Genomic DNA, 18,153 nt, shown 5'->3' with positions numbered 1-18,153 from the left:
ATAGTTAAAGCGGCAGAGCCGCGAATCTAGCGTTTCTACTAGAGCGCCGGCGGGTATGGGTCCCCGCCTTCGCGGGGACGACGTTAGGCCCCTTACTTCGCCCTCTCCACCTTCTTCTCCTGCGGACGCTTAGCGCTCGCCAGATTATGCGCCACCGCGATCAGCGCGATATGGGTCAGTGCCTGCGGGAAGTTGCCGGTCTGGCGCTTGACGCCGCTGTCATATTCCTCCGCCAGCAGGCCGACATCATTGGCGATGGCGACGACGCGATTGAACAGTTCTTCCGCCTTGGCGATCTCGCCCATCTTGATATAGGCCTCGGCCAGCCAGAGGCTACAGGCAAGGAACGCGCCCTCGGCGGGCTGCACCTCGCCGGTGACCTGGCGCGGATCGTGGCGCAACACGAAGCCGTCGCGTATCAAATATTTCTCGACCGCAGCGATCGTGCCCTTCACGCGGGGATCGTCGGCCGGAAGAAAGCCCAGCGCCGGCAGGAGCAGGATGGCGCCGTCGAGTACGTCCGAGCCATAGGATTCCACAAAGGTATTTTCGCGGGGATCGAACCCTTTCTCGCAGACGTCGCGATGAATCTCCTTGCGCAGTGCCTTCCATTTGTCGACGGGGCCTTTGAGATTGAAGGTCTCAGCGCTTTTGATGGCGCGGTCGAACGCAACCCAGCAGCCGACCTTCGAGAGCACATAGTGCTTGCCGGGGCCGCGGAGCTCCCAGATGCCGTGATCGGGCTTGTTCCAGACCGAGGCGAGATGTTCGAGGATCACGCATTCGACCGCCCAGGTGTCGCCATCGAGTTCTAGTTTGGCGACGCGGGTCTGATGGAAGGCATCGATCAGTTCGCCATAGACGTCGAGCTGCAATTGCGCATGTGCGGCATTGCCGACGCGCACCGGCAGCGCGCCGCCATAGCCGGGCAACCAGTCGGCCTCCCATTCGAGCAGGCGGCGCTGGCCCATGATGCCGTACATGATCTGCATCTCGGCCGGTGCGCCGGCAACGGCGCGCAGCAGCCAGCGATGCCAGGCGCGCGCCTCATCCGTGTAGCCGCTGTTCATCAGCACCAGCAGCGTGAGGGTCGCATCGCGCAGCCAGCAGAAGCGATAGTCCCAGTTTCTGGAGCCACCGAGCTTTTCGGGCAGCGACGTCGTCGGCGCCGCGACAATGCCGCCGGACGGTGCATAGATCAGCGCCTTCAGCGTAATCAGCGAGCGCATCACGAGATCGCGGTGCTCGCCCTTGTAGGTGCAGCGGTTGCTCCATTCCTTCCAGAATTCCTCGGTGTCTTTCAGCGCCTCGCCGACATTGATCGGCGCAGGCACTTTCAGGTGCGACGGCCCGTAGGTCAGCACGAACGGGATGCTGTCGCCCTGTTTGACTTCGAATTTCGCGACGGTCGTGAGGTTCTCGCCATGGGTCTCGATGGGCGTGTGCAGCACCGTCATGTCGGGTCCGCAAATCGCCAGCACGGCGCCATCCTTGTCGCGCTTCACCCAGGGGATGGCTGCGCCGAATCCGAAGCGGATGATCAGCTCCATGCGGACCTTCACCGTGCCGCGATCGCCGCGGACGATCCGCACCACATCAGAAGCGGCGCCGCGCGGCGGCATGAAGTCGATCAGCGTGATGGCGCCGTCGTCCGTCTCCAGCGTGGTTTCCAGAATGAGCGAGTCACCGCGATAGCGCCGTTTGCACGCCTTGATCGGCGCGTCGGGCGCAATTTGCCAGCGGCCGTGATCCTTGGTGCCGAGCAGCGCCGTAAAGCAGGCGTCGGAATCGAAGGCCGGCCAGCACAGCCAGTCGATCGATCCGTTGCGGTTGACGAGAGCGGCGGTCTCACAATCGCCGATCAGCGCATAATCTTCGATGTTGCTGTACAATGTCTTTCCGCCATCTGACAAAAATTACGTCAATGCGGACGAACTCCTGTCCGCTGTTGCAATGCGCAGCGCGTCACGATCAATCGAAGTAGCCATCGTCTCCACTGTAGCGGGCAGCCGTTGCCGCCAGTTCGGATGTTCATTGATCGTGCCGGGAATATTCGGCTGATCGATCACACCCAACAGGTCTTCCAACGCGACCGCCAGCAATCGGGTCCACGTGCGCGCGAGAAAGTGAGCGACGGCATAGAAGTCTTCGGTATTGATGCCCTGCGCTCGCAGCGCCTCGCCGAGCATCTGCAGCGCGTAACGGCGGGCATCGTCGCTCTCGCCGGGATCGATGCCCAGCGAGCGCTTGAGTTGGAGATCGTGATAGCTACGCCAGCCGGCATAGGTCGGCAGATCGTGCGTATTGAACGTCACCAGCGCATTCGGTGCGTAATAATCCACGCCCCTGAACGCATAGCGCTCGTCGCGCTCGAACATCATCACCAGATACGACCAAATGCCCCAGGATGCGAGATGATCGCGGAAGCCATCCGGCACGGTACCTAGGTCCTCACCGATCACCACGCAGCGATTGGCGACGCTCTCCTGGGCCGTTACGGCCAGCAGGGCTTCCAGCGGCATCTTCGCATAGGCGCCGTTGTCGGCGTCATAGCCACGCGGCACGACGTAGAGACGGTTGAGACCAAGCACGTGATCGAGCCTGATAGCACCGGCATAGCGCATCGAGGCACGCAGCATGTCCTTGAACGGCGCGAAGCCCTGCACTTCCAGGCCCGCGGCATTGAAGCCCGCAAGTCCCCAGTTCTGTCCAGCGGGCTGCAGCGCATCGGGCGGCGCACCGACAGAGAGATGACGCGAGATCGCGATCTGCTCGTTCCAGGCATCAAAGCCGCCGGCCTGTACACCGACCGCGACGTCGAGATAGAGGCCAACGGGCATGCCGAGCTTCGTCGTCAGATCGAAACACGCCTTGAGCTGCAGGTCGGCATTCCACTGCACGTACTCGATATAGGCCACTTCCTTGCCATCCGGCCCGGCCCGGAAAGCCTCGCAGGTCGCGTCATCCGGCAGCAACCATTCCGACGGCCACTCCCACCACGCGGTCTGGTGCTGATGGCGCAGCACTTCGAAACAGGCAAAGCGTGTCAGCAGCGGCGCACGTTCAGCGCGGAAGGCGGCAAAGGCCTTTTGACGCTCGGAGCTCGGATCGGCATAGAATGTCTCAAAGGCGGCACGCATCGCTGTCGACTTCGCCGCGGCGATATCGACATAGTCGACAAACTTGCTGGCGCGCATCTCGGCCAGCGCGTCGCCGCTATCATCAGCCGCATATTCGGGCAGCGCCTCCACGTCGATATAAAGCGGATTGAGAAACAGCCGGCTGTTCGGCGAATAAGGGCTGCATTCGGCCGGCCGGTCATCGAACAGCGCATGCAGCGGATTGAGCCCGACACCGCCGGCGCCGAAACTGGCGGCCAGTTTGATCAGGCCCTGCAGATCGGTGAAGTCGCCGATCCCCCAGTTGCGCTCCGAGCGTACACCATAGAGCTGCACGGCGACGATCCACGAACGATCGAAGGTGCCCGGGAAAGCCTTGGATGGCGCCACGATGAAGGGCGCTTCGTCCGGGAAGTTCCTGGCGTCGACCAGCCTGAGCTTGTGCACGCCGACCGGCAAATCGCGCGGCCAGGTGATCTCGCGCCCCTCCGTCGTTCCCTCGGCGATAACCTTAACCCCGTCGATGATTGTCCAGCTCAGGGGAAACGTGGCAGCCTCATTGAGAACCGTACGGGCACCCTCGCCGGCCCGGGTCACAACCGGACTTTCCACGAACCGGTGCGGCGTGCGCATCGGCATGGCGTCCAGAATGATCTTCAGCGCGGCTTCGCTGGTGGTGTGCCACTGGCCCTGACCGTCGTGAAAACCTGTCTGGATTCCGAGTTCGGCAGCTTTGGTGAAAAGGTCCATTCGGCACGCTGTTTGCAGAGCAACAATCGAAAGTTGCTGGGAAATATCTGAACTTGCGGAAGAGGATAGCCGATTTCAACGCGTCGATCTAAGCTGGGTTCCATGGGGAACCAAACCCCTGTCACGGGGCTTTGTATATGATCGCACCGTCTCTTTTCCATCAATCGAACAGGGGCGACACCTCATGTTGATGGCATCACCGTGAATAAAACATCCCAAATCGTGGACACCGCCGGCGTCGGCGGGGCCTTTCATATCGAAAACATCTATCCGATCATCGATGCTGGCCGCTTCCCGGTCAAACGCATCGTGGGCGAACCTGTCGCCGTCTATGCGGACCTGTACCGCGACGGTCACGAGATCATCGCCGCGGCGGTTGTCTGGCGCCGCGAGCAGGACCGCGAGTGGAATCGGGTCCCGATGACGCTGGAAGCGAACGACCGCTGGGGTGGCTCATTCATCCCCGATCGTATCGGACGCTATGTATATGCGATCGAGGCCTGGACCGACGAATTCGCCACCTGGCGCCACGGCTTCGAGCTGAAGCTGAAGGCCGGACAGGATGTCACGCTGGATGCGCTGGAAGGCGCCGGCCTGATGACCAAAGCGCAGAATGCAGGGCCCGAGGCTTCGGCGCTGATCGTCAGGCAATGCGAGAGCTTTCTGCAGACCGGCGACAATGAGCCGCTGCTGTCACCCGAACTGCGCACCGCCATGGCCGAGGCCCAGTTGCGCCCGGACCTGACGCGCTCGCCGCTGCTGCCGCTGATGATCGACCGTGAGCGCGCCCGCAACGGCGCATGGTACGAGATGGTGCCACGCAGCCAGAGCACGGTGCCCGGCCAGCACGGCACCTTCCTCGACTGCATCGCCCGCCTGCCTGACGTGCAGGCCATGGGCTTCGACGTGCTGTATTTCACGCCGATCCATCCCATCGGCAAGACAAACCGCAAGGGCAAGAACAATTCGCTCACCTCCGTGCCCGGCGATGTCGGCAGCCCCTATGCCATTGGCGGCGCCGAGGGCGGCCATGACGCGATCCATCCTGAACTCGGCACCATGGAGGATTTCCATGCGCTGATCGCGGCGTGCAAGGAGCACGGTCTGGAAGTGGCGATCGACGTCGCCGTGCAGTGCTCGCCGGATCATCCATGGGTCAAGGACCATCCGGACTGGTTCAAGCGCCGGCCGGACGGCTCGATGAAATATGCCGAGAACCCGCCGAAGAAATACGAGGACATCCACAATCCCGACTTCTCCAGCGAGGATGCGGGATCGCTGTGGAACGCGCTCCGCGACATGCTGCTGTTCTGGTGCGATCAGGGCGTGAGGATCTTCCGCATCGACAATCCGCACACCAAGCCGCTGCGGTTCTGGGAATGGGTGATTCACGAGGTGCAGATCAAGCATCCGGACGCGCTGTTTCTCGCCGAAGCGTTTACGCGGCCGAAGCTGATGAAGGGCCTCGCCAAGCTCGGCTTCTCGCAGAGCTACACTTATTTCACCTGGCGCACCGCGAAGTGGGAGATCGAGCAATATCTCAACGAACTGTGCGGCTATCCCGAGCGCGACTTCTATCGCCCGAACTTCTTTGTCAACACGCCGGACATCCTGCCCTATCACCTGCAATCCGGCGAAGCCTGGATGTTCAAGGCGCGGGTTGCGCTGGCGGCCGCGCTGTCGTCAACCTATGGCATCTATAACGGCTTCGAATTGCTCGAACACGAGGCCATCCCGGGCAGGGAGGAATATCTGAACTCGGAGAAATACGAGATCAGGACCCGCAACTGGAATGCGCCGGGCAATATCAAGCCCTATATCACCGCGCTGAACCATGCCCGCCGCGCCAACCCGGCGCTACAGCAGACGTCAAACCTGCGCTTCATGCCGGTGGACAACGACAATATCATCGGCTTCGTCAAGCAGTCGATCGACGGCACCAATACAGTCGCCGGCGCCATCGCGCTGTCGCGCGATCCCTATGAATTCTGGCTGCCGATCGACACGCAAGTCACGGTCGATGGCGAGAAGCGCAACGTTGCCGCCGTCGAAAACATCATCACCGGCGAGCGTCATGGTGTCGAATGGGGCGGCATCCGCCTGCGTCTCGACCCGCAGCGCGATCCCGCCGTCTTCTTCCGCTGCCTCGCCTGATCCTTGCCTGAAAGCGTCACCAATGAACGTCATGACCGAAATCGACGCAAAAACGAAACAACGCAGCGAGGAGATCGACAAGCTCTGGTACAAGGACGCCATCATCTATCAGCTGCATGTGAAGACCTTCGCTGACAGCAACCATGACGGCATCGGCGACTTTATCGGCCTGACCGAGAAGCTGGATTACCTGCAGGACCTCGGCGTCACCACCATATGGCTGATGCCGTTCTATCCGTCGCCTGGCCGCGACGACGGATACGACATCGCCGACTATGGTTCGATCCATCCCGATTTCGGCACGATGAAGGATTTCAAGCGCTTCATCCATGAAGCCAAGCGCCGTGGCCTGCGCGTCATCACCGAACTCGTCATCAATCATACCTCGGACCAGCATGACTGGTTCAAACGCGCCCGCCGCAGCCCGGCAGGGTCATCCGCCCGCAACTGGTATGTCTGGAGCGATACCGACCAGAAATATCAGAGCACCCGGATCATCTTCACCGATACCGAAAAGTCGAACTGGACCTGGGATCCGGAAGCCAAGGCCTATTACTGGCATCGCTTCTTCTCGCATCAGCCGGACTTGAATTTCGACAATCCCCGCGTCGTCTCTGCCGTGGTGCAGGTGATGAAACGTTGGCTCGATGCCGGCGTCGATGGCTTCCGTCTGGACGCGATCCCCTATCTCGTCGAGCGCGACGGCACCAATAACGAGAACCTGCCGGAAACGCACAAGGTCATCAAACATCTGCGCGCCGAGCTCGACGCCTATGCGCCGGGCCGCCTGCTGCTGGCCGAAGCCAATCAATGGCCGGAGGACGTGCAGGAATATTTCGGCAACAGCGACGAATGCCACATGGCGTATCACTTCCCGCTGATGCCACGCATCTATATGGCGCTGGCGCAGGAAGACCGCTTCCCGATCACCGATATCATGCGGCAGACGCCGGACATTCCCGGCGACTGCCAGTGGGCGATGTTCCTGCGCAATCACGACGAGCTGACGCTGGAAATGGTCACCGACGTCGAGCGCGACTATCTGTGGTCGACCTATGCGAACGATCCACGCGCGCGCATCAATGTCGGCATTCGCCGCCGTCTTGCGCCCCTGATGGACAATGATCGCCGCAAGATCGAGCTGCTGAATTCACTGTTGCTGTCATTCCCCGGCACGCCGATCATCTATTACGGCGACGAGATCGGTATGGGCGACAATATCTATCTCGGCGACCGCAACGGCGTGCGCACACCGATGCAATGGGCACCGGACCGCAATGGCGGCTTCTCGCGCGCCGATCCCGCGCGGCTTTATGCACCGCCGATCATGGACCCGATCTACGGCTATGAGTCCGTGAACGTGGAGGCGCAGTCGCGCAGCCTGTCGTCGCTGCTATCGGCGACCAAACGGCTCATTGCTGTCAGAAAATCGACGCTGGCTTTCGGTCGCGGCACGATGACTTTCATCCGCCCCGATAACCGCTCCGTTCTCGCTTATGTGCGCCAACTCGGCGACGAAGCAATTCTCTGCGTCGCCAACCTGTCGCGCGCCGCGCAGGCCACCGAACTCGATCTGTCCCCGTGGAAGGAACGCGTGCCGCTGGAAATGCTCGGTCGCACCAAATTTCCGCCGATCGGCGAACTGCCTTACATGATCACGCTGGCGCCTTACGGCTTCTACTGGTTCCGGCTGCAGGTGCGCGATGTCTCCGAACATTCGCAGCCGCCGGTAGTGCCGGAATTCGAAACGCTGGTGGTGCCGCTCGGCTCGACCTGGATGACCCTCGCCCGTACGCGTGGTGTGTTCGAGCGCGACGTGCTGCCCTCCTTCCTGGCGCGCAGCCGTTGGTATCCGGAGCGACAGCAAAAGGCGATCCAGCCCGTGCTCACCGGCGCGATCCCGTTCTGCGAGATCGGCGACAACCGGCCATGGCTGGTGTTCTTCGAAACCACGCAGCGTAATGTCGCGACGCGCTATCTGCTGCCCATGCAGATCGAATGGACCCGTTTCGATCGGGAACGCTACAATCCGAAAGCCTTTGCCGCTGTCCGTCAGGGCGCCCGCGAAGGCACGCTGCTCGATGTCGCCACCGACCACATCTTCATCTCGTTGCTGCTGCACAATCTGCGGATTTCGCTGACGGTTGAGGAAGAGGGCAAACGCCTGGAATTCCGGCCGACCGCGAAGCTTGCCGAAAAACCTCGTGCCCCGCTCGATAATATCCGGGCGGTGGAAACCGAGCAGTCCAACAGCACCGCTCTGGTCGATAACGACTATGTCGTGAAGATCTACCGCAAGCTGCAGGGCGGCATCAATCCGGAGATCGAGGTCAGCCGTTTCCTGACCGATATCGCCGGCTTCACCAACACGCCCGCTTTGCTCGGCAGCGTCGAACTGGTCGAGGGCGATCAGCGCTCCGCCGTCGCCATCGTGCATGCCTTCGTGCAGAATCAGGGCGATGCCTGGACGGTCACATCAGCTTATCTGGACCGTTTCGCCGATGAGCAGCGCCTGCTGGCGGTGAATGACCACGCGCCCCACAGTGAAGAGCAGGTGCCGTATCTGCTCTATATGTCGCAGACCGGCCGCCGCGTCGCCGAGATGCAGATGGCGCTGGCCAGCCGCGACGACATTCCGGATTTCAAACCGGAGCCGACGTCGCCCGACGACATCAAATTGTGGATCAGCGAAATCGTCTTACGTGCCGAGCCGGTATTCAGTGCGCTCGCCCAACGTCGCAATGCTGCAAAGGATTCGGATCGCGCGCTGATCGATCAGGTCCTGGAACTGCGCCACGGCTTGCGAGGGTGGCTGACCGAGCTGCTGCCCGAGAATATCGACGGACTGAAGATCCGCCATCACGGAGATTTCCATCTCGGCCAGATGCTGATCGTCAAGGATGACATCTTCATCATCGACTTCGAGGGTGAACCGCGCAGGTCGATCGATGAGCGCCGCCGCAAGGCGCCCGCCGCACGTGATATCGCCGGGCTCATTCGCTCGATCGATTATTCGGCAACGGCAGCGCTGGAACGCGCGCTCAAGGTCACTTCGGACGACACCGGCAAGCTCGCTGCCGCACTGGACGCCTGGCGGGAACGTGCCACCACGGCATTCGTTGACGCCTATCGCGAGACCATGACCGACGCGCGGCTGTGGCCGGCAGACGCGGGAGCCAGCAAGGAAATGCTGAACTTCTTCCTGCTGGAAAAGGCGCTCTACGAAATCGAATACGAACTCGCGCATCGGCCAGATTGGCTGCGGGTGCCACTGACTGGCATCCTGCGCATTCTGAATCAGTATTCCGAGGAGGCCGTATGACCAAATTGCCCGCGGAGGCTTACGCAATCGTCGAAGGCCGCCATTCCGATCCATTTCACTATCTCGGCCCCCACAAGGAAGCCGACAAGACGGTTGTACGTGCTTTCCTGCCGGAAGCCGAAAATGTCGATGCCATCGATGATCACGGTGCGACGACCGCGCTGGAGCGTGTACATGACGCGGGCCTGTTTGTCGGCGCACTGGCCAATGGTTCGACCAGGTATCAGTTGCGCGCGCGCTATGGCGACAAGTCGGTCAATCTCGACGACCCCTATCGCTTTCCGCCGGTCCTGAGCGAGTTCGATCTCTACCTGCTCGGTGAAGGCACGCATCAGCGACTTTATGACAAGCTCGGCGCGCACCCCATGGTGCTGGAAGGCATTAGCGGCGTTGGCTTTGTGGTGTTCGCACCGAATGCGAAGCGCGTCAGTGTCGTCGGCGATTTCAATTTCTGGGATGCAAGGCGTCATCCCATGCGCGTGCGCGGCCCCGGCTACTGGGAATTGTTCGTTCCCGGCGCGACGCCCGGCGATCACTACAAGTTCGACATCATCGGCCCGCACGGCCAGTTGACGCAGAAATCCGACCCGATGGCCTTTGCCGCGGAACTGCGGCCCTCCACGGCGTCCATCGTGCTCGACGAAACCAGGATCCCGCATCCGCGCCCTGCCCCGGATCACATCAATGCGCTGAACAAGCCGATGTCGATCTATGAGGTGCATCTTGGCTCATGGCGCCGCAAGGGCAACAATGAGTGGCTGACCTATCGCGACCTTGCGGAGACGCTGCCGCGCTATGCCCGCGATCTCGGATTCACCCATGTGGAATTCCTGCCCGTCAACGAGCATCCGTTTGACGGCTCGTGGGGCTATCAGCCGACCGGCATGTATGCGCCGACCAGCCGCTTCGGTACGCCGGCAGAATTCGCATTGCTGATCGACGCCTGTCATGCCGAGGGCCTCGGCGTGCTGCTCGACTGGGTGCCCGGGCACTTCCCGGACGATCCGCACGGCCTCGGCAATTTCGACGGCACGGCCCTTTATGAACATGCCAACCCGCTGCAGGGCCGGCACATGGACTGGGGCACGCTGATCTACAATTACGGACGGACGGAAGTGGTGAACTTCCTGGTATCCAACGCGCTGTTCTGGCTCGAGCGTTACAATGTGGATGGACTGCGCGTCGATGCTGTCGCCTCGATGCTGTATCTCGATTACAGCCGCGAAGCCGGCGCCTGGATTCCGAATAAATATGGTGGCCGCGAGAATATCGAAGCGATCAGCTTCCTGCGCCGCTTCAACACCGAAGTCTTCGCCAAGTTTCCGAATGCTACCACGGCGGCGGAGGAGTCCACCGCATGGCCGCAAGTATCGCGTCCTGTCGAATTCGGCGGGCTGGGCTTCGGCTACAAGTGGAACATGGGCTGGATGCATGACACGCTGAATTACATCAGCAAGGATCCGATCTATCGCCGCTTCCAGCACAACGACATTCTGTTCGGGCTGCAATACGCCTTCTCGGAAAACTTCGTGCTGCCGCTGTCCCATGACGAAGTCGTGCACGGCAAACGGTCGATCCTCGGCCGCATGCCCGGCGACGACTGGCAGCGCTTCGCGAACCTACGCGCCTATTATTCCTTCATGTTCGGCCACCCCGGCAAGAAGCTGATGTTCATGGGCTGTGAATTCGCCCAGGAGCGCGAGTGGAATCACGATCATTCGCTGGACTGGCACCTGCTGGAGCAGAACAAGCATGCCGGCATCCATTCGCTGATCCGCGATCTCAACGAGTTGTATCGCAACCAGCCAGCACTGCATGAACTCGATTGCGATCCCGCAGGCTTCGAGTGGATGATCACCGACGATGCCGGCAACAACGTGTTTGCCTGGCTGCGCAAGGGCGCCAACCCGCGCACGCAGTGTCTCGTCGTGGTGAATTTCTCCCCGAACGTCTATCGTGATTACCGCGTCCGCGTGCCGTTCACCGGGGCCTGGCGCGAGGTGCTGAATTCCGACGCCGCGCATTACGGCGGCAGCAATGTCGGCAATTCAGGCGAAGTCATTGCCAAGGGGCTTGTCCCCGAACTCAGTCTGACCATTCCACCGCTGGCCGCACTCTTTCTCGTACCGGAATTCTAGAGCATGAGATTATCCGCCGGCACACCCTTCCGCCTCGGCGCAAGCTGGGACGGACGGGGGACCAACTTTGCCTTGTTCTCTGCCAACGCCACCAAGGTCGAACTGTGTCTGTTCGACAGCCAGGGGCGCCGCGAGCTCGAGCGGGTCGAACTACCGGAATATAACGAGCACGTCTTTCACGGCTATCTCAACGATGTCTCGCCGGGTCAGCTCTATGGTTATCGCGTGCACGGGCCCTATGAGCCCGAGCATGGCCACCGTTTCAATGCACATAAGCTGTTGCTCGATCCCTATGCCAAAAAACTGGCCGGGCGCCTCGTCTGGAGCGATGCACATTTCGGCTATCGCACTGGCTCGTCGCGCGAGGACCTGTCCTTCGACCGCCGCGACAATGCGCGCGGCATGCCGAAGGCCGTGGTGGTTGACGAGACCTTCAACTGGGGCCGCAAGGAAGCGCGCCCGAGCGTGCCGTGGGAAGACACCATCATCTATGAGGCCCATGTGAAGGGCCTGACGCAGACGCGCAAGGACGTGCCGCCAGGGCTGCGCGGCACCTATCGCGGCCTGTCATCGCCGGCGATGATCGACCATCTCAAACGGCTCGGTGTCACCACCATCGAGCTGCTGCCGGTGCACAGCTTTGTCGATGACCGCCGGCTGGTGGAAATGAAGCTGGTGAATTACTGGGGTTACAACAGCCTCTCCTTCTTCGCTCCGGAAGCGCGTTACGGCGCCGACAATCCGCTCGATGCGTTCCGCACCACCGTGGCGCGGCTGCATGACGCCGGCATCGAGGTTATGCTCGATGTTGTCTACAACCACACCGCCGAAGGCAATCACCTCGGCCCGACGCTGTCCTATCGCGGCATCGATAATGCCTCCTATTACTGGCTGATGCCGGATAATCCACGTTTTTATGACGACTTCACGGGCTGTGGCAGCTCAGTGAACCTTACGCATCCGCGCGTGTTGCAGATGGTGATGGATTCACTGCGCTACTGGGTGGAGGTCTGCCACGTGGATGGTTTTCGTTTCGATCTTGCAACCGCGCTGGCGCGCGGGCCGAACGGCTTCGATCGCAATAGCGGATTCCTGACCGCCATCCGGCAGGACCCTGTTCTCGCCAACGTCAAAATGGTCGCCGAGCCCTGGGATCTCGGCATGGGCGGCTATCAGGTCGGTGCGTTCCCGTCGCAATGGTCGGAATGGAACGACAAATATCGCAGCGCCATGCGCCGCTACTGGAGCGGCGAAGGCTCGCTGATCGGCGAAGTCTCCAGCCGCATGACCGGCTCCTCCGACGTGTTCAACCATGACGGCCGCAAGCAGCGCGCCGGCATCAATCATGTCACCGTGCATGACGGTTTTCCGCTGGCGGACCTGTTTGCCTATAACGAGAAGCACAACGAGGCCAATGGCGAAGACAATCGCGACGGCTCCTCGGATAACCTCAGCAACAATTTCGGCGTCGAGGGCCCGACCGAGGATCCCGAGCTGCTGGCGCTCCGCCGGCAGCTCCGCAAGAACCAGCTCGCCTGTCTGTTCCTCGCGCAAGGCGTGCCGCTGTTGCTGGCCGGCGACGAGGTCGGCAATACGCAGGGCGGCAACAACAACGCCTATTGCCAGGATAACGAGATCGGCTGGATCACCTGGGACAATCTCGGCGACAAGGCCGATGACCTCACCGACTTCATCGGCCACATGGTGCAGCTACGCCAGCGCTTCCCTCAGATCACCACGCAGCGCTGGCTCGACGGCCGCCGCGCCGACGGCACCTATGGCGTGCTCTGGCTGACCCCATCGGCCGACGAGATGACCGAGACGGACTGGGCGTTTCCAGACGGGCGCTTTCTCTCTTATGTACTCAGCGCTTCCGGCGAAAACACCAACCCGATCTTCATCGTGCTCAATGCGGCGCCTGAGGGCATCCCGTTCAAGCTGCCGAAGTTGCTGGAATACAAGAACTGGCGGCAGGTGCTGAACACTGCCGACGAAAAGCTCTCCATCGCCATCCTGCCCCCCGGCAGCGACATCGACGCGCCGCCGCGCTCGGTGCTGGCCTTTGCAGGGACGCCTGCATGAGCGCCCATTCGTTCGGACCACGACTGACCGGGAAAGGGGCGGTCTTCCGTCTCTGGGCGCCGGCTGCGCAACGCGTCGATGTGGTGCTGAGCGATCAATCCCATCCCTTGAAGCCCGGCGATGACGGCTGGTTTAGCGTGGAGGTCGCAGGTGTCGAGGCTGGCGACACCTATCGCTTCAGGATCGATGACAAGATCGACGTGCCAGATCCCGGCTCTCGCTTTCAGCCTAACGATATCGCCGGCCCCTCCGAAGTGATCGATCACAAAACCTATGCGTGGCGCGCGACGGACTGGCGCGGACGGCCGTGGGAAGAGACTGTGCTGCTCGAAACCCATGTCGGCACCTACACGCCGGAAGGCACCTATCGCGCCATGATCGACAAGCTCGATCATCTGGTCGCGACCGGGATCACCGCGCTTGAGCTGATGCCGCTCGCCGATTTCGCCGGCAAGCGCAACTGGGGTTATGATGGCGTGTTGTGGTATGCGCCGGATGCGATGTTTGGCCGCCCGGAGGACCTGAAGGCCCTGATCGACGAAGCGCATCTGCGCGGGCTGATGGTGTTTCTCGACGTGGTCTACAATCACTTCGGGCCGGAAGGAAATTATCTAGGCCTCTATGCGCCGAATTTCTTTGGCGGCGCCGACACGCCATGGGGCTCGGCGATCGACTATCGTCTGCCTGAAGTCCGCGCCTATGCCATCGAGAACGCCCTCGCCTGGCTGCGCGATTATCGTTTCGACGGGCTGCGGCTCGATGCAGTGCATGCGATCGTCGAACAGGGCGAAATTCCGATGCTGCATGAGCTGAGCCGCGAGGTCGGAAAGCTCGCCGCCGATACCGGCCGGCACATCCATCTCGTTCTTGAAAACGACGACAACCGCGCCACGCTGCTCGATCCCGCGACCAACCCGCCGCGCGGTAAGTATCGCGCGCAGTGGAACGACGACTACCATCACGCCTGGCATGTTCTGCTGACCGGCGAAGACAAAGGCTATTACAGCGACTACGCGCAAAACCCACTCGATCATATCGTGCAGGCGCTGGGCTCCGGCTTCGCCTATCAGGGGCAGCCCTCAGCGCATCGCGCGGGCGCCGAACGCGGCGAACCATCAGGCGAACTCGCACCGGCGGGTTTCGTGAACTTCCTGCAGAACCACGACCAGATCGGCAACCGCGCGCTGGGCGATCGGCTGGAGACCTTGGCCAGGCCCGAGGCCATCGAAGCTGCACTGGCGATCACGCTGCTGGCGCCGATGGTGCCGATGCTGTTTCAGGGCGAGGAATGGGGCTCAAAAGTGCCCTTCCCGTTTTTCTGCGATTTCGAGGGCGATCTCGCCAATGCCGTGCGTAGTGGCCGCAAGAAGGAATTCGCCAGCGCCTATGAGCAATACGGCGACGAGATTCCCGATCCGCTGGACGAAAGCTCGTTCCGCTCGGCCTTCGCCGATTGGGACAATCGCGACGGCGTAGCGGGGCAGAAGCGGCTGACGCTGGTGCGCGAGTTGCTCGCACTGCGCAAACAGCATATTGTACCGCGCCTCGCTTGCGCACGGTTCGGCAAGGCCGAGGCGAGTGATGGCGGTTTGCTCACGGCATTCTGGAAAATGGGTGACGGCAGCAGGCTGTATCTCGCGGCAAATCTGTCTGACAAAGAAATAGCGGCTGCGCAGCCCGCATCCGGCACGACAATTTGGGGCAACACCAGCACCGGCGTGGGGACGCCGTGGTCCGTCGAGTGGCGGATCGGAGACAAATAATGGCCCCTGCGATTCCCGTCGCGACCTACCGTATTCAACTCACCAAGGATTTCGATTTCGACGCCGCCGCGGGCATCGTGCCCTATCTGAAGGCGCTCGGTATCACGCATCTCTATGCTTCGCCCTTCATGAAATCGCGTGCTGGCTCGACGCACGGCTATGACATCGTCGATCACACCAAGCTCAATCCGGAGCTGGGCGGCGAAGAAGGTTTCGAGCGCCTGAGCGCCACACTGAAGGCCAGTGATATCGGCCTGATCCTCGACTTTGTGCCCAATCATGTGGGCATACATTTCGCCGATAATCCGTGGTGGCTCGACGTGCTGGAATGGGGACAGACGTCGCCCCACGCTGTCTCCTTCGACATCGACTGGGACACCCTGCCCTATCGTGCGCGCGGCGGCGTGCTACTGCCGATCATCGGCAGCTCGTATGGCCAAGCACTGGACAATGGCGAGATCGAGCTGAAATACGACGCCGGGGAAGGAAGCTTCTCGGCCTGGTATTTCGAACATCGCCTGCCGATCGCGCCGGAGCGCTATAGCGAGATGCTGCGCTTGATCGTCAAGGAGGCCGATGCCGGCAACACGCCAGCCGGCCGGGCGATCCTGACGCTGGCTGCCAGGCACAAAGGCCTGCGCCATCCCAACCGGCGGGAAGCGCCGGCTTTCAAGCAGCAACTGGCGTCGATCGAGGGCGCCGCAGAGGTGATCGCCAAAGGGATCGAGGCCTATCGCGCCGGGCCAGATCGTCCTGCGCAGATCCAGGCGCTGCATATGCTGCTGGAGCGCCAGCACTACAAGCTTGGCCAGTGGCGTCTTGCTTCGAGCGAGATCAATTATCGCCGCTTCTTCGATGTCAATACGCTGGCTGGTCTGCGTGTCGAGGACGCCGATACGTTCGAGGCGGTCCATTCGCTGGTCAAACGACTGATTGCCGAAGACAAGCTGCAGGGGTTGCGGCTTGACCACATCGATGGGCTTCGCGATCCCTCGCAATATTTCCAGCGGCTGCGCCGGCTGATCCGCGAGGCGCATGGCAACAACAACAAACCGTTCTATGTCGTGGTTGAGAAAATTCTCGGCGAACGCGAGAAGCTGGTGCCCTTCGCCGGCGTGCATGGCACCACCGGCTATGAATGGCTCAATGCAATCACGCAGGTGCTAGTCGAAGAAAAAGGCCTGGAACCGCTGGGCGAAACCTGGCGGCAGGTGAGCAATGTCTCGCCGAAATTCGAACCGCAACTGGTGGAAGCCAAGCGCCGCGTGCTCGATACGCTGTTGCTCAGCGAATTCACCGTGCTGACGCGTCTGCTGGCACGGATCGCCAACGGCCATTATTCAACACGCGACTTCTCCGCCGACACGCTGCGTCAGGCTTTCGAACTCTATGTGCTGCATTTCCCGGTCTATCGCACCTATCTCTCCACCGCCGGCCCATCGGCCCTCGACCGGCAACTGATTGCCACGACCATCGAGAAGGCTCGCGCCGACTGGTTCGGCGCCGACGAAGGCTTGTTTGACTTCCTGCGCGATGCTTTGACGCTGGACCTGCTGGAGCCCGGCCGCCCCGGGCATAGCAAGCCGCGGGTGCGACGCTTTGCATTGAAGGTGCAGCAGTTCACCGGACCGACCATGGCGAAGTCGCTCGAAGACACCGCCTTCTATCGCTATCATCGCCTGCTGGCCTTCAACGAAGTCGGCGGCGAGCCGGCCGCCGAGGCGATACCTGTCCCTGCGTTCCACCAGATAATGATCGCGCGCGCGCGCGAGCGGCCGTATGGCATGACTTCGACTGCCACCCACGACACCAAGCGCGGCGAGGATGCCCGCGCGCGTTTGCTGGCACTGGCTGAAATGCCCGGTGAATGGGCCAGTGCGGTCAGCCGCTGGAAGGTGCTGAACGCGCCGCATCTGGTTGTTGACGGCGAGATACGCGCACCCTCCGCAGCGTTTGAGTATATGTTGTATCAGGCGCTTATCGGCGCATGGCCGCCCGGCGGGCAGGACAATTCCTTCCTTGAGCGGATGCAGGCCTATGCGCTGAAGGCAGCACGCGAAGGCAAGCAGGAAACGAGCTGGCTCAATCCCAACGACGCCTATGAAAAGGGTCTGCACACGTTTCTGGAGCGCATCCTCGATCCCGCCCAATCGCCGGAATTTCTTGCGGCGCTTGAGACCTTTGCCAAGCGCACATCGCTGATCGGCGCATTGAATTCACTCAGCCAGATCACGCTGAAAGCAACCATTCCCGGCATGCCGGATTTCTATCAGGGCACTGAGTTCTGGGATTTCTCGCTGGTCGATCCGGACAACCGCCGTCCCGTCGATTTCGCCGAACGCGCAAAAGTGCTGAAGGGAATGCGGCAACCAGACTGGACGGCGCTGGCGCAACACTGGGACGACGGCCACATCAAGCTCGCCTGGACGCGCGAGCTGTTGAAACGCCGTACCGAGATGGCAATCATCTTCACCCATGGCGATTACGAACCACTTGAAGTGACCGGACCCGATGCCGCGCACATTATTGCCTTTGCACGGCGGCATCAGCGCGACGCGGCAATCGTTGTGATCCCGCGCACCTTTTTCGAATCGACGCAAGGCGGGCGGCATTGGCCGGAAGCGACGGCGTTCGACGCGACCGTGATCGCGCCCGGCTATCTCGTTGAAGGTTCTGCGACGAAGAACGGCGTGAGCCAGCTCGCCGTTGCCAAACTCTTCAGGCAGCTTCCGATGGCGATCGTGAAGGCACATGCTGCGCCGAAACGCATTCGTTCGACGCGTTTGCGATAGCACACACGACAAGGCCGCCCGGGATCAACGGCC

8 protein-coding genes are annotated in these 18,153 nt (G+C 61.5%); 6 read left to right on the top strand and 2 right to left on the bottom strand.

The genetic code is table 11. The features are described 5' to 3' along the window. Positions 1–92: 92 nt before the first annotated feature. Together AB8A27_RS04915 and malQ are read right to left on the bottom strand one after the other, a co-directional pair. Positions 93–1,892, bottom strand: coding sequence for a glycoside hydrolase family 15 protein (locus tag AB8A27_RS04915; RefSeq protein ID WP_441240943.1), 1,800 nt, complete (start codon positions 1,890–1,892; stop codon positions 93–95). A 24-nt stretch (positions 1,893–1,916) separates the two neighbouring features. Continuing rightward, a complete protein-coding gene (gene malQ, locus AB8A27_RS04910) occupies positions 1,917–3,869 on the bottom strand; it encodes a 4-alpha-glucanotransferase (RefSeq protein WP_441240942.1) in 1,953 nt (650 codons plus the stop codon). Between the two features lie 201 nt (positions 3,870–4,070). On the opposite strand from malQ, the gene AB8A27_RS04905 reads away from it, so the two are divergent. From AB8A27_RS04905 to treY, 6 genes are read left to right on the top strand one after another with little or no spacing between them, the layout of a single operon-like run. Beyond that, the gene (locus AB8A27_RS04905) at positions 4,071–6,023 is read left to right on the top strand and encodes an alpha-1,4-glucan--maltose-1-phosphate maltosyltransferase (RefSeq protein WP_441240941.1); all 1,953 of its coding nucleotides are present in this window, start codon (positions 4,071–4,073) and stop codon (positions 6,021–6,023) included. A gap of 22 nt (positions 6,024–6,045) precedes the next feature. After that, on the top strand, positions 6,046–9,345 hold the full coding sequence (gene treS / locus AB8A27_RS04900) for a maltose alpha-D-glucosyltransferase (RefSeq protein WP_441240940.1): 3,300 nt from the start codon (positions 6,046–6,048) through the stop codon (positions 9,343–9,345). Further along, complete coding sequence (gene glgB, locus AB8A27_RS04895; RefSeq protein WP_441240939.1) at positions 9,342–11,483, top strand: 1,4-alpha-glucan branching protein GlgB; 2,142 nt, start codon at positions 9,342–9,344, stop codon at positions 11,481–11,483. The genes treS and glgB overlap by 4 nt, the downstream gene beginning before the upstream one ends. A gap of 3 nt (positions 11,484–11,486) precedes the next feature. Then, on the top strand, positions 11,487–13,565 hold the full coding sequence (gene glgX / locus AB8A27_RS04890) for a glycogen debranching protein GlgX (protein ID WP_441240938.1): 2,079 nt from the start codon (positions 11,487–11,489) through the stop codon (positions 13,563–13,565). Beyond that, a complete protein-coding gene (treZ, locus tag AB8A27_RS04885; protein ID WP_441240937.1) occupies positions 13,562–15,328 on the top strand; it encodes a malto-oligosyltrehalose trehalohydrolase in 1,767 nt (588 codons plus the stop codon). The genes glgX and treZ overlap by 4 nt, the downstream gene beginning before the upstream one ends. After that, a complete protein-coding gene (gene treY / locus AB8A27_RS04880) occupies positions 15,328–18,120 on the top strand; it encodes a malto-oligosyltrehalose synthase (protein ID WP_441240936.1) in 2,793 nt (930 codons plus the stop codon). The genes treZ and treY overlap by 1 nt, the downstream gene beginning before the upstream one ends. The last annotated feature ends 33 nt before the right edge of the window (positions 18,121–18,153 follow it).

This window comes from Tardiphaga sp. 768_D3_N2_1 (assembly GCF_052076105.1).
Classification (GTDB): Bacteria; Pseudomonadota; Alphaproteobacteria; order Rhizobiales; family Xanthobacteraceae; genus Tardiphaga.
This window is presented reverse-complemented; position numbering and strand designations above follow the sequence as displayed.

Coding starts and splice junctions, on each gene's coding strand:
- malQ (WP_441240942.1), bottom strand. CDS start 3,869: ATGGACCTTTTCACCAAAGCTGCCGAACTCGGAATCCAGACAGGTTTT.
- treS (WP_441240940.1), top strand. CDS start 6,046: ATGAACGTCATGACCGAAATCGACGCAAAAACGAAACAACGCAGCGAG.
- glgB (WP_441240939.1), top strand. CDS start 9,342: ATGACCAAATTGCCCGCGGAGGCTTACGCAATCGTCGAAGGCCGCCAT.
- glgX (WP_441240938.1), top strand. CDS start 11,487: ATGAGATTATCCGCCGGCACACCCTTCCGCCTCGGCGCAAGCTGGGAC.
- treZ (WP_441240937.1), top strand. CDS start 13,562: ATGAGCGCCCATTCGTTCGGACCACGACTGACCGGGAAAGGGGCGGTC.
- treY (WP_441240936.1), top strand. CDS start 15,328: ATGGCCCCTGCGATTCCCGTCGCGACCTACCGTATTCAACTCACCAAG.